The organism is Haloactinopolyspora sp., assembly GCF_027324685.1.
GTDB lineage: Bacteria > Actinomycetota > Actinomycetes > Jiangellales > Jiangellaceae > Haloactinopolyspora.
On sequence record NZ_DAHVSH010000004.1, the window covers coordinates 41,119 to 54,003 of the forward strand.

Genomic DNA, 12,885 nt, shown 5'->3' on the forward strand with positions numbered 1-12,885 from the left:
GGAATTCACACAGAGACGTTGTCCGACAAAATCCCTACAGACACAACAGAGGTGACCCGCTCGTGGCGCTCCCCAACTTGACTCCCGAACAGCGTGCGGCTGCGCTTGAGAAGGCCGCTGAAGCTCGCCGGGAGCGTGCGGAGGTCAAGAACCGCCTGAAGAACGCCGGCGCACGGCTCGGCGACGTGCTCAAAGAAGGCGAGACCAATGAGGTCATCGGCAAGATGAAGGTCTCCGCCCTGCTCGAGTCGATGCCAGGTGTGGGCAAAGTCCGCGCCAAGCAGATCATGGAAGAGATCGGCATCGCCGAGACCCGCCGAGTGCGTGGCCTGGGTGCGAACCAGTCCGCGGCTCTCATCGAGCGTTTCGGCGGTTGAGCCTGCACACGTCGAATCCGCGGTCGGCCCCACGGGCGATCGTCCTATCGGGGCCGACCGCTGTCGGTAAGACCACCGTCGTCAAGAAGCTGCGGGCGGCACACCCGGAGTTGTGGATCTCGGTGTCCTGGACGACGCGACCGCCGCGTCCGCGCGAGGTCGACGGCGAGCACTACCATTTCGTCGACGACGAGACGTTCGACCGCATGGTCGAGCGGGGCGAGTTCCTCGAGTGGGCCGTGGTGCACGGTCGCGCCAAGTACGGCACGCCGCGCGCACCGGTCGAGGCCGCCCTGGCGCAGGGCCGTTCGGTGCTGCTCGAGATCGACCTGCAGGGTGCACGCCAGGTCCGCAAGTCCTTACCGAACGCGTTGTACGTGTTCCTGGCTCCGCCGAGCTGGGACGAGCTGGTCCGCCGGCTCGTGGGCCGTGGAACCGAGTCCGAAGCCGAGCGAGAACGCCGGCTGCGCACCGCTCGTGAGGAGCTGGCCGCGGAGTCCGAGTTCGACATCACCTTGGTCAACACCGACGTCGAACAGGTCTGCCGGAAATTGGTAGACTTGATGAATTCAGCGCACCTCACTCATACGAGTGGTTCCCCATCTACCCGCCCGGAGGCATGAGAGCGTGTCCGGAACCCAAGGCGTTGCCGAGGGCATCACTTACCCGCCGATCGACGATCTGCTCGCCAAGACCGACTCCAAGTACAGCCTGGTGATCTACGCCGCCAAGCGCGCGCGCCAGATCAACGCGTACTACTCGCAGCTGGGCGAGGGGCTGCTCGAGTACGTCGGCCCGTTGGTCGAGACGCACGTCCAAGAGAAGCCGCTGTCGATCGCCCTGCGCGAGATCGACGCCGGTCTGCTCACTGCCGAGCAGGTCGACCCGGCTGAGCCCGCGCCTGAGGTGCGGCCCGGTACTCCGGCCACCGCGGTGGCCGTCGAAGCCATCGACGACGAGTCCGACGACACCGAATCCGATTCCGATTCCGAGCAGGAGTGAGCGCACCGTCTGAGGTCGTGCTCGGCGTCGCGGGCGGTATCGCCGCCTACAAGGTCGCCGACGTGCTCAGACGGCTCACTGAGGCCGGCCACCGCGTCACCGTCGTGCCTACCGAGGCCGCGTTGCGGTTCGTGGGTGCGCCGACGTGGGCTGCGCTGTCCGGGCGGCCGGTGGCCCACGACGTGTTCGACGACGTGCACCAGGTGCCGCATGTCGCCCTCGGGCGCCAGGCCGACGCTGTGGTCGTCGCACCGGCCACGGCCGACCTGATGGCCAGGGCCGCCACGGGCCGCGCCGACGATCTGTTGACCTCGGTGCTGCTCACCGCCCGCGGGCCGGTGATCTTCGTCCCGGCGATGCACACCGAGATGTGGGAGCACCCGGCCACCGTCGCCAACGTCGCCACGTTGCGCCGGCGCGGCGCCATCGTCGTCGAGCCGGCGGTCGGGCGGCTCACCGGTGTCGACTCGGGCAAGGGCCGGCTGCCCGAACCCGACCAGATCGCCGGGCTCGTCGACGACGTGCTGACTCATGGTGCCCAGCCCGATCTGAGCGGGCGGCACGTGGTCGTCTCGGCCGGCGGCACTCGCGAGTTCCTCGACCCGGTGCGATTCCTGGGCAATCGGTCGTCGGGGCGGCAGGGCTACGCCCTGGCCCGGGCCGCAGCCGCCCGTGGAGCCCGGGTCACGGCGGTCGCGGCGAACGTCCAGCTGGACGATCCCGCCGGTGTCGACGTCGTCCGGGTCACCTCCGCGGCTGATCTGTACGAGGCGATGATCACCGCCGCGCGCGAGGCCGATGCGGTGGTGATGGCTGCGGCGGTCGCCGACTTCCGTCCGGCGCAGTACGTCTCGGCCAAGATCAAGAAGACCGACGACGGTTCGGCTCCGACCATCGAGCTCGAGCGCACCCGTGACGTGTTGGCCCACCTGTCCGCACACCGCGCGCGGCCCGGCCAGGTGGTGGTGGGGTTCGCAGCCGAGACCGGCGACGACACCGGCGACGTGTTGCATCATGCGCGGGCGAAGCTGGCGGCCAAGGGGTGCGATCTCCTCGTGGTCAACGAGGTCGGCGTCGATCGCGGATTCGAGTCCGACCAGAACGAAGCGGTGATCCTGGGCGCCGACGGCACGTCGGTCCCGGTGGAACGGGGCCCGAAATCCGCCTTGGCCCACGTCGTGTGGGACCTCGTGCGCGACCGCCTGAGCTGACGACACCGGCCCCGGCGCGGGCGCGTGACCCGGGCATTCTTCTGCTCTGTCCTGCGCGTCGCTTAAAGTATCGTCTCGAGAGCCCGCTGCGGGTTCACATCTAGGGGGCCGGTCGTGTCGTTACGCCTGTTCACATCTGAATCCGTCACCGAGGGTCATCCGGACAAGATCTGCGACCAGATCAGCGACGCGGTCCTCGACGCACTGCTCAAGGACGACCCCGCCAGCCGAGTGGCCGTCGAGACCATGGTGACCACCGGGCTGGTCCACGTGGCAGGCGAGGTCACGACGGTGGCGTACGCCGACATTCCCGGCATCGTGCGCGAGACGATTCTCGGCATCGGCTACGACTCGTCGACCAAGGGGTTCGACGGCTTGTCCTGTGGTGTGTCGGTGTCGATCGACGCTCAGTCTCGCGACATCGCCCAGGGGGTCGATTCGGCCTACGAGCACCGGGTGGAGGGCGATCAAGATCCGCTGGACCTGCAGGGCGCCGGTGACCAGGGGCTGATGTTCGGCTATGCCTGCGACGAGACGCCGGAGATGATGCCGCTGCCGATCATCGTCGCGCACCGCCTGGCCGAACAGTTGACGACGGCGCGCAAGTCCGGCGCCGTGCCGTACCTGCGGCCCGACGGCAAGACGCAGGTGACCATCGAGTACGACGGCGACTGGCCGGTCCGTCTCGACACGGTCGTGATCTCCACGCAACACGCGAGCGATATCGACCTCGACCGGCTCCTGACTCCCGACGTGCGCGAGCAGGTGGTCGAGCCGGTGCTGCGCAGCTTCGACCTGCACGCCGACGACTACCGGCTGCTCGTCAACCCCACGGGCCGGTTCGAGATCGGCGGGCCGATGGGCGATGCCGGTCTGACCGGCCGCAAGATCATCATCGACACCTACGGCGGCATGGCCCGCCACGGTGGGGGCGCGTTCAGCGGGAAGGACCCGTCCAAAGTCGACCGCTCCGGGGCGTACGCCACCCGGTGGGTGGCGAAGAACGTCGTGGCCGCCGGGCTGGCGCGGCGCTGCGAGGTGCAGGTGGCTTACGCCATCGGCAAGGCCGAGCCCGTCGGGCTGTTCCTCGAATGCTTCGGCACCGAACGAGTGCCGGTGCAGCGCATCGAGGCGGCGGTCACCGAGGTGTTCGACCTGCGGCCGGCGGCCATCATCGGCATGCTCGATCTGCTGCGCCCCATCTACGCCCAGACCGCCGCGTACGGCCATTTCGGCCGCGAACTGCCGGACTTCACCTGGGAGCGCACCGATCGTGTCGAGGCGTTGCAAGCAGCCGCCGGTTGACCGCGGTCTGCGAAGTTCACGCCGCGGCCGGCTCGGCGGCAGCCTTGCCGTCCGGCGTGTCCGCGACGTGCTGTAGAACACCGGTGTGAGCGAACCCGAGCCTGAGCAGCCGGCCTTGGTGGCCGCGCCTGCCGCCAAGCGCCGCCGGGCTGCCCGCCCGGCCGAGGCGGTGGCGGCCCAGCTGCCCGTGGCTCGGGTCGTGGTCGACCTCGGGCTGCCGCACCTCGACCGGCCGTTCGACTACCTCGTGCCGGAGTCGATGGCCGACGATGCGGTGGTCGGTGCGCGGGTGTCCGTGCGTTTCGCCGGGGCCGACCACAACGGCTTCATCATCGAACGGGCGGCCGAGAGCGACCACACCGGCAAGCTCGCCCGGCTGCGCCGGGTGGTGTCCGCCGAGCCGGTGCTCACGCCCGAGGTGGCCCGGCTGGCTCGCGCCGTCGCCGATCGATACGCCGGTACCCTCGCTGACGTGCTGCGCCTGGCGATCCCGCAGCGCCACGCCACCACCGAGCGCAAACCGTCGCCCGAGCCGCTCGCGCCCCCAGCAGCGCCGGCGCCCGGCGCCTGGGCCGATCACGTCGACGGCCCGGCGTTGTTGGCGTCGCTGGCGGCCGGGGGAACGCCCCGGGCGGTGTGGAACCCCGGCCCAGCTGCGGACTGGCCGGATCTGATCGCCCGGATGATCGCGGCGACCTTGGCCGGCTCCCGCGGCGCGCTGGTCGTCCTGCCCGATGGCCGCGACGTGGCCCGGGTCGAGGCGGCGCTGGTGGCGCTGGTGGGCGACGGGCGACACGTCGCGCTGGAAGCCGACGCGGGCCCAGCTCGGCGCTACGCGCGCTGGCTGGCGGTGCGGCGCGGGTCGGTGGGAGCGGTCGTGGGCACGCGGGCAGCAGCGTTCGCCCCCGTCCATCGGCTGGGTCTGGTGTGCATCTGGGACGACGGTGACGACTTGCACGCAGAACCGCGCGCGCCGTACCCGCACGCCCGCGAGGTCCTGCTCCTGCGGGCGCACCAGACCGGAGCCGCCGCCGTCGTCGGCGGGTTCGCCCGCACCGCCGAAGCCGAGCTCCTGCTGAGCACCGGGTGGGCCCGGCCACTGACGCCGGATCGAGCAACGGTGCGCAAGCTGGCGCCGCTCGTCCGCACCACCGGTGACGATCGGGAGCTGGCCCGCGACGAAGCCGCCCGCAGTGCCCGGTTGCCGTCGCTGGCCTGGCGGGCAGCGCGCGACGGGCTCAGCCGCGGTCCGGTCCTGGTGCAGGTGCCGCGCGCGGGCTACCTGCCGTCCGTGGCGTGCGGGCGGTGCCGCTCACCGGCCCGCTGCCGGGCGTGTGCTGGACCGTTACGGCTGGGACAGGCCGACGAGCCGCCGCAGTGCCGGTGGTGCGGTTCGGCGTACCCGCACTGGCGCTGCGCGGAGTGCGGGTACGCCGCCTTGCGCGCGATGGCGGTGGGTGTGGGCCGCACGGCCGAGGAGCTCGGCCGGGCCTTCGCCGGGGCCACCGTACTGATGTCGCGCGGCGAGGCCGTGCGCTCGTCCGTGGGGTCCGAGCCCGCGCTCGTCGTGGCCACGCCGGGTGCGGAGCCGCTGGCCGACGGCGGGTACGCCGCGGCGGTGCTGCTCGACGGTACGGCCCTGCTGACCCGCCCGAGCCTGCGCGCCGGTGAGGAGGCGCTGCGACGCTGGCTGCGCGCTGCTGCGCTGGTGCGGCCGGGGCCGGACGGCGGGAGCATCGTCGTGGTGGCCGAGCCGTCCGCGCCGGCCGTTCAAGCCTTTGTTCGCTGGGATCCGGCCGGATTCGCCACGCGTGAGCTGGACGAGCGAGCCGCCCTGCATCTGCCGCCGGCGGCTCGAGTCGCCGAGATCACTGGAGCCGACGCCGACGTGGATGACCTGTTGGCGCAGGCCCGGCTGCCCGATGCCGCCGAGGTCCTGGGCCCCGCGCCGGTCGACGACGGCGTCCGGGTGGTCGTGCGGGCGCCTCGAGCCTCCGGAACCGCCCTGGCCGCGGCGTTGCGGGCGGCTGCCGGGGTGCGTTCGGCCCGCCGCAGCGGCGGATCGGTGCGGGTCCGCATCGACCCGGTCGACCTCGGCTGAGTGTCACGCCGCCACGATCTGGCGATACCGGGCGACCGCCTCGGCCGGTGGGCCGTCGAACACGATCGAGCCGGCGTCGAACACCAGCACCCGGTCCATCCGCAGTGCGGCGTCGAGGTCATGAGTAACCAGGACCACCCGCTGTGAAAGCCCGGCCAGCAGATCGAGGACATGGCGGGTGTTGCGAAGATCCAGCAGGGTGGTGGGCTCGTCGCACACCAGCACCTTGGGCTCGGTCACCAAGACCGCGCACAGCGCGAGCAACTGCTTCTGGCCCCCGGACAGCAGGTGCGCCGGATGGTCGGCATGGGCCGTCAGGCCGAAGGTGTCCAGTGCCTCGGCCACGACCCGAGCCGTCTCGGCCGGACCCAGGTGGTGCTTGCGCAGACCGAACGCGACGTCCTCGGCCACCGTCGGCATGACGATCTGCGCGTCGGGGTCGGTGAAGACGAACCCGACGCGTCGCCGGACGCCTGCTGGATCGTCGCGGGTGTCGATGCCGTCGACACGCACCGACCCGGAATCGGGCACGACGAGGCCGTTGAGCAGCCGAGCGAACGTGGACTTGCCCGACCCGTTGGCGCCGATCACGCCGACGCGTTGCTCGGTGAGCTCGACGTCGACCTCGCGCAGCACCAGACGGTTGCCGAAGCTGTGTGTGACCCCGCGTACCTCGACCGTCATGTGTCGACCTTACGAGGGGCGCAGCGCAGCACCGAAATGCACTTGACCGATTCGCATAGACTGGCGGGCATGATGACCGTGGCCGATTAGCGCGTCGTGTCCGCTGCCAGCTCGACGACCGCATCAACCACGCGACGCCACGGAGAGTTTCGTTCCACATGATCACTGCACACCAGGTCGAGGTGCGCGCAGGCGCTCAGATCCTGCTCGCTGACGCCAGCTTCCGCGTCGGCCCCGGCGACAAGATCGGCCTCGTCGGCCGCAACGGCGCGGGCAAGACCACGCTGACGCGCATCCTCGCCGGCGAGGGACAGCCGGCCGCCGGCACCGTCACTCGCCTCGGCGACGTCGGTTACCTGCCGCAGGATCCACGGACCGGCGATCCGGACGTCATCGCCCGTGACCGTATCCTCAGCGCCCGCGGGCTGGACGTCGTCGTCGCCGGCCTGCGCCGTGCCGAGAAGCAGATGGCCTCCAGCGACGCCGCTGAGCACGAGCGCGGCATGCGCCGCTATGCGCGGCTCGAGGCGGAATTCCTCGCCCTGGGCGGTTACGCCGTCGAGAGCGAAGCCGCGACCATCGGCGCGAGCCTCGGCCTCGACGAGCGCATCCTGGGCCAGCCGCTGCGTACGCTGTCCGGCGGTCAGCGCCGTCGGGTCGAACTCGCGCGGATCCTGTTCTCCGATTCCAGCACGCTGCTGCTGGACGAGCCGACGAACCACCTCGATGCCGACTCCGTGGTGTGGCTGCGCGAGTTCCTGCGCGCCTACAAGGGCGGGTTGGTGGTGATCAGCCACGACGTCGCGCTGCTCGATCGCACCGTCAACCGGGTCTTCCACCTCGACGCCAACCGCACCACGCTCGACGTCTACAACGTCGGCTGGAACGCCTACCTCAAGCAGCGCGAGACCGACGAGCGCAGGCGGCATCGCGAGCGGGCGAACGCGGAGAAGAAGGCTGCGGCGCTGAAGGCGCAAGCCGACCGGATGCGCTACAAGGCGACCAAGGCCACGGCGGCGCAGAACATGATCCGGCGTGCGGACCGGATGCTCGGCGAGCTGGAGGAGCAACGGCGCTCGGACAAGGTCGCCAAGCTGCGATTCCCCGACCCCGCTCCGTGCGGCAAGACGCCGCTCACCGCGCATGGCCTGTCGAAGTCCTACGGCTCGCTCGAAGTGTTCACCGACGTCGGCCTGGCCATCGACCGTGGCAGCCGGGTGGTGGTGCTGGGCCTCAACGGCGCCGGGAAGACCACTCTGCTGCGGCTGCTGGCCGGCGTGGAATCGCCCGACACCGGCGTCGTCGAGGCCGGCCACGGGCTGCGCCTCGGGTACTACGCCCAGGAACACGAGACCCTCGACACGTCGCAGACGGTGTTCGAGAATCTTCGTTCGGCCGCTCCCGACCTGCCGGCCCCCGAAGCGCGGCGGGTCCTCGGGTCGTTCCTGTTCTCCGGCGACGACGTCGACAAGCCTGCCGCCGTCCTCTCCGGTGGTGAGAAGACGCGGTTGGCATTGGCTTCGCTGGTGGTCTCGAGCGCGAACGTTCTGTTGCTCGACGAGCCCACGAACAACCTCGATCCGGCCTCCCGGGCCGAGATCCTCGGCGCTCTACGTTCTTTTGCCGGTGCGATTGTGCTGGTCACCCACGATGAGGGCGCAGTCGAGGCACTCAATCCGGAGCGAGTCGTCCTGCTTCCCGATGGCGTCGAAGACCTATGGAACCCCGACTATGCCGAACTCGTCTCACTCGCATAGAGGTTTGTGATCCAACCCCCGTTTTGGGCACCATCCGGACATGATCTTGTCTTCGAGTGGCGAAAAACGGTAATGGGGCGGATCATTGTCCTCTGTCATGCAGGACAACGAAACGGGAGGACGCGTGGCCGAGAAGTTGGTAAAGGGCGCGCGGATCAGTGGGGGGCAGCGTGACAAGCTCGCCTCTGACCTGAAGAAGAAGTACGAAAGCGGTCGGAGTATCCGCGAGCTCGCGGCCGAGACCGGACGTTCCTATGGGTTCGTCCACCGGGTTCTCTCCGAGTCCGGGGTCAATCTACGTGGCCGCGGAGGGGCCACACGGGGTAAGGCGAAGAAGAAGTCCTGAACCAGCGAGGCTGGGTCGAGATGCCGGGGGAAGGGTGGCCTCCGTACTCTCGATCTCACCACCGCGAGCGAGCAATACCGGAGTGCGCGGCCCCGGACGCGCAGCCTCGCACATCTGCGTGCGAGAGGTGCTCATCGGTCCCTGTCGGACCATGAGTCGCGGGGGTGGATTTCGAGTGATCGAAACTCGATGTCCGGGGCCTCTTTGAGCGCAGATCATGATCATCGGCCAGGCGGTCCGAGCTTGGCATTCCCGGCGAATCGCCGTGATTCTCGCCGGTATGTTGATGATCTTGATTTGTGTCGGAGCCGAGTTCCGTCAGTACCTTCGCGCCGTCACGCGCATTGAGTGCGGCGTAGCAGTCGGCTGGACAGCGGCCGCAACCTCAGCCCAGGGCGAAGTGCGCCCAAAAATGATCATGATCGGTGGCGCTATGAGATGTGACAGCGCCAATGGTGCACCACCAGCCTTTCTGTCGCGGCAACAGGCTTACGGGCATGGTGGAGGTGGCATTTCCCTGCTGAACATGATCATTTGACCGTCTGGCCGGGAAGAAAGCGACGGTCGAGGACGTTGTCGGCTCGGAGTAGCCGTCAACTTCTGAGGAGGTCGCCGCCGGTGTCGATGGGCGGGGCGTGGATGGCGTCCAGGTCGTTCTCGCGCGATCGGTCCGTGACCGATCAGCGCCTGGCGGCGGGCACCACGAAGCGAGTGATCAGCTATGCGCGCCCGTACCGGTTCCAAATGGCCGTCTTCCTGGCGACGACGGTCGCCGCGGCGGCGTCGGCGGCTGCGGTCCCGCTGCTGCTGAAGGTCCTGATCGACAGCGGCGTCAGCCAGGGCGACCGCCGCGTGGTGGTCTGGGCCGCTTCCGCGGTGGCGGCGCTGGCGGTGGTCGACGCCGTGCTGGGCATCGTCGGGCGCTGGATGTCCGCGCGCGTCGGGGAGGGGCTGATCTTCGATCTGCGTCGCCAGATCTTCGATCACGTTCAACGCCAACCGATCGCGTTCTTCACCCGGACCCAGACCGGCTCGTTGGTCTCGCGTCTCAACAGCGACGTCATCGGCGCCCAGCAGGCGTTCACCGGGACGCTGTCGCAGGTCGTCAGCAATGTGGTGACCCTGGTGCTCGCGCTCGGCGCGATGATCGTGCTGTCGTGGCAGATCACCCTCGTCGTGCTGGTCCTGGTCCCGCTGTTCCTGCTGCCCGCACGCGTGATCGGGCGCAAGCTGGCCGACATCACCCGGCAGTCGATGCAGCTCAATGCTCAGTTGAGCCAGACCATGACGGAGCGTTTCAACGTCTCCGGGGCGCTGCTGGTCAAGATCTTCGGACGCTACGAGGCCGAGAACGACGAGTTCGGCCGGGCCGCGGGCCGGGTGCGCGACATCGGCGTGATCCAGGCGCTGTACGCGCGGTACTTCTTCCTCGGCCTGACCTTCCTGGCCTCGCTGGCCACCGCGCTGGTCTACGGCATCGGCGGGTGGCTGGCCATCGACGGCGTGCTGCAGGTCGGCACGCTGGTCGCGCTGGCGGCCCTGCTGACGCGGCTCTACGGACCGCTGACCGCGCTGTCGAACGTCCAGGTCGACATCATGACCGCGCTGGTGAGCTTCGAGCGGGTCTTCGAGGTGCTGGATCTGGAGCCGATGGTGCGCGACGAGCCGGGTGCCAAGCCGCTGGACCGGTCCGAGCCGCTGTCCATCGAGTTCGAAGACGTGGAGTTCAGCTATCCCGGGCCCGACGACGTCTCGCTGGCCTCACTGGAATCGGTCGCGCGGCCCGAGACGTCGGCGCCCGAGCAGGTTTTGCGCGGTGTGTCGTTCCGGGTGGATCCGGGGCAGATGGTGGCGCTCGTGGGCGCCTCCGGCGCAGGCAAATCCACCATCACCCACCTCGTGTCGCGGTTGTACGACCCCACTTCGGGGGTGGTGCGCATCGGGGATGTCGACGTGCGCTCCGTGACGCTGGAGTCGCTGCATCAAGCGGTCGGGGTCGTCACCCAGGACGCCCACATGTTCCACGACACGATCCGGTTCAATCTCGCCTACGCTCGCCCGGACGCCACCGACGACGAACTCCTGGCCGCGCTCGACGCGGCCCAGATCGGGCGGCTGGTTGCCTCGCTGCCCGACGGCCTGGACACCATCGTGGGTGACCGCGGCTACCGCCTGTCCGGGGGCGAGAAACAGCGCATGGCCATCGCCCGGCTGTTGCTCAAGTCGCCGCAGGTTGTCGTGCTCGACGAGGCGACCGCGCACTTGGACTCCGAGTCCGAAGCGGCGGTCCAGCAGGCATTGCGCAACGCCTTGACCGGACGGACGTCGCTGGTCATCGCGCACCGTCTGTCCACGATCCGCGACGCCGATGCCATCTTGGTGGTCGACGACGGGCGCATCGTCGAGCGGGGCACCCATCACGAACTCCTGGCCGCGGGCGGCCAGTACGCCGAGCTGTACGCCACGCAGTTCGCCGGCCAGCACGAGCCGGTGACCGCCGATTGACGTCGGCGGACATGGGTACCTGCGCAGAGGAGGAACGTCAGCAGGGAACCGTGCGGACCCCCGGGGGTGACCCATGACGACGGTGACGATCATCGGAGCGGGCAACATGGCCCGTGGTATCGGCACGCGCTGGGTCGGCGAGGTCGAACAGCTCCAGATCCTCGCGCCCACGGCCGAGCATGCCACCAGCCTGGCTGACGAGCTCGGGGGCGCCGCGACTGCAGGCAGCGCCGACGACCCGATCGGCGGTGCGGTCGTGGTCCTGGCGACCCCGTACGAGGGGGCTGTCGACTTCGTCGAGAAGCGTGGTCGAGACCTGACCGGAAAGATCGTCGTCGACATCACGAACCCGATCGACTGGGCGTCGTTCGACCGGCTGGTCACCCCGCCCGACTCGTCGGCCGCCCGAGAGATCGCGGCCAGGCTGCCTGGGGACGTCGCAGTGGTGAAGGCTTTCAACACCACTTTCGCCGCGACGCTGGTCAACGGTGCGGTCTCCGGACAGCCACTCGACGTTCTGGTCGCCTCCGACGACGAGGCCGCCAAGCAGCAGGTGACCACGCTCGTGGCGGCCGCCGGGATGCGTGCCATCGATGCCGGGCCGCTGCGCCGCGCGCAGCAATTGGAACATCTGGGGTTCTTGCACATGGCGCTGCAGGACAAGCTCGGCAGCGGCTTCGCCAGCGCGGTCAAGATCGTCACACCCTGATCGGGCCCCCGGAGGCCGATCAGGCGTATCCGGTGGCCGGCGCGGGCATGTCGGAGAACAGATACGCGGCCGTGACCAGCGGGATGTGGCTCAGCGCTTGGGGGAAGTTGCCGACCATCCGGCCGATGCGTGGATCGTACTCCTCGGCGAGCAGGCCGAGGTCGTTGCGCAGGGTCAGCAGCTGATCGAACAGCTCCTGGGCGCGTCCGGTGCGGCCGGTGAGGTACAGCGCCTCCACCATCCAGAACGAACACGCCAGGAACGCGCCTTCGTCGCCGGGAAGCCCGTCGATGCTGTGCTCGGGGCGGTACCGCAGCACCAGACCGGAGTCGGTCATGAGATCGTCGGCGACAGCGTCCACGGTGCCCACCACCTTCGGGTCGTCGGGTGGCAGGAAGCCGACGATGGGGATCTGCAACAGGGCAGCGTCCAGCGCCGGATGACCGTAGGACTGGGTGAAGGTGTTGCGATCGGCGTCGAACCCTTTGGCCATCACTTCTGCATGGATCGTGGCCCGCATCGCCTTCCAGCGCTCGATCTGCCCGGACAGGTTCATCTGCTCCAGCGTCTGCGCGGCGCGATCGGCTGCGACCCAAGCCATGACCTTGGAATGGACGAAGTGGCGGCGGGCGCCGCGGATCTCCCACAGCCCCTCGTCCGGGCGATCCCAGACCTGGTCGAGGTGTTCGAGCAGCCGCTCCTGCAACGTCCAGGCATGGCGCTCCAGCGGCATTCCGTGCCGCCGGGCGCGGGCGAGGGTGTCCATCACCTCGCCGTACACGTCGATCTGGACCTGTTCGGCCGCGGCGTTGCCGATGCGCACCGGACTGGAGTCTTCGTAGCCGCTCAGCCAATCGAGCTCGTGCTCGGCCAAGCGCCGTTCGCCAC

The 12,885-nt window shown here is 69.3% G+C and carries 13 protein-coding genes; 11 read left to right on the forward strand and 2 right to left on the reverse strand.

The genetic code is table 11. The annotated features are described in order from the left end of the window. The first annotated feature begins 62 nt into the window (after positions 1-62). The 6 genes from mihF (at position 63) to M6444_RS00920 (ending at position 5,996) form a co-directional block, all read left to right on the forward strand. Positions 63-377: an integration host factor, actinobacterial type gene (gene mihF / locus M6444_RS00895; RefSeq protein ID WP_298321965.1), complete on the forward strand. Its 315-nt coding sequence runs from the start codon at positions 63-65 to the stop codon at positions 375-377. Then, complete coding sequence (gene gmk, locus M6444_RS00900) at positions 374-1,000, forward strand: guanylate kinase (protein WP_298321967.1); 627 nt, start codon at positions 374-376, stop codon at positions 998-1,000. Before mihF ends, gmk begins: the two co-directional genes overlap by 4 nt. Positions 1,001-1,004: 4 nt before the next feature. Further along, positions 1,005-1,379 carry a DNA-directed RNA polymerase subunit omega gene (rpoZ, locus tag M6444_RS00905; RefSeq protein ID WP_298321968.1) on the forward strand — a complete coding sequence of 125 codons (375 nt, stop codon included), beginning with the start codon at positions 1,005-1,007 and terminating at the stop codon, positions 1,377-1,379. After that, a complete protein-coding gene (gene coaBC / locus M6444_RS00910) occupies positions 1,376-2,590 on the forward strand; it encodes a bifunctional phosphopantothenoylcysteine decarboxylase/phosphopantothenate--cysteine ligase CoaBC (protein WP_298321970.1) in 1,215 nt (404 codons plus the stop codon). The genes rpoZ and coaBC overlap by 4 nt, the downstream gene beginning before the upstream one ends. Before the next feature lie 114 nt (positions 2,591-2,704). Next, positions 2,705-3,895, forward strand: coding sequence for a methionine adenosyltransferase (metK, locus tag M6444_RS00915; protein ID WP_298321971.1), 1,191 nt, complete (start codon positions 2,705-2,707; stop codon positions 3,893-3,895). A 118-nt stretch (positions 3,896-4,013) separates the two neighbouring features. Next, positions 4,014-5,996: a primosomal protein N' gene (locus M6444_RS00920; protein ID WP_363326190.1), complete on the forward strand. Its 1,983-nt coding sequence runs from the start codon at positions 4,014-4,016 to the stop codon at positions 5,994-5,996. 3 nt (positions 5,997-5,999) lie between these two features. Here the strand turns inward: M6444_RS00920 and M6444_RS00925 are convergent, their stop codons facing one another. Continuing rightward, a complete protein-coding gene (locus tag M6444_RS00925; protein ID WP_298321975.1) occupies positions 6,000-6,680 on the reverse strand; it encodes an ABC transporter ATP-binding protein in 681 nt (226 codons plus the stop codon). Positions 6,681-6,838: 158 nt separating this feature from the next. Between M6444_RS00925 and M6444_RS00930 the strand changes: the two genes are divergently transcribed. The 5 genes from M6444_RS00930 to M6444_RS00950 all read left to right on the forward strand — a co-directional run bounded on the left by M6444_RS00930 (position 6,839) and on the right by M6444_RS00950 (position 11,997). Then, positions 6,839-8,437 carry an ABC-F family ATP-binding cassette domain-containing protein gene (locus M6444_RS00930; protein ID WP_298321977.1) on the forward strand — a complete coding sequence of 533 codons (1,599 nt, stop codon included), beginning with the start codon at positions 6,839-6,841 and terminating at the stop codon, positions 8,435-8,437. A gap of 124 nt (positions 8,438-8,561) precedes the next feature. Then, a complete protein-coding gene (locus M6444_RS00935; RefSeq protein WP_363326191.1) occupies positions 8,562-8,783 on the forward strand; it encodes a helix-turn-helix domain-containing protein in 222 nt (73 codons plus the stop codon). Positions 8,784-9,000: 217 nt separating this feature from the next. Next, entirely contained in the window at positions 9,001-9,321 is a 321-nt protein-coding gene (locus tag M6444_RS00940; RefSeq protein ID WP_298321981.1) for a hypothetical protein, read from the forward strand. Between the two features lie 86 nt (positions 9,322-9,407). Next, positions 9,408-11,288, forward strand: a complete 1,881-nt coding sequence (locus M6444_RS00945; RefSeq protein WP_363326192.1) for an ABC transporter ATP-binding protein — start codon at positions 9,408-9,410, stop codon at positions 11,286-11,288. Between the two features lie 73 nt (positions 11,289-11,361). Next, positions 11,362-11,997: an NAD(P)-binding domain-containing protein gene (locus tag M6444_RS00950; protein ID WP_298321985.1), complete on the forward strand. Its 636-nt coding sequence runs from the start codon at positions 11,362-11,364 to the stop codon at positions 11,995-11,997. A 19-nt stretch (positions 11,998-12,016) separates the two neighbouring features. On the opposite strand, the gene M6444_RS00955 is transcribed toward M6444_RS00950, so the two are convergent. Then, a partial coding sequence (locus tag M6444_RS00955; protein ID WP_298321987.1) for a glycoside hydrolase family 15 protein occupies positions 12,017-12,885 on the reverse strand: 869 nt, incomplete at its 5' end.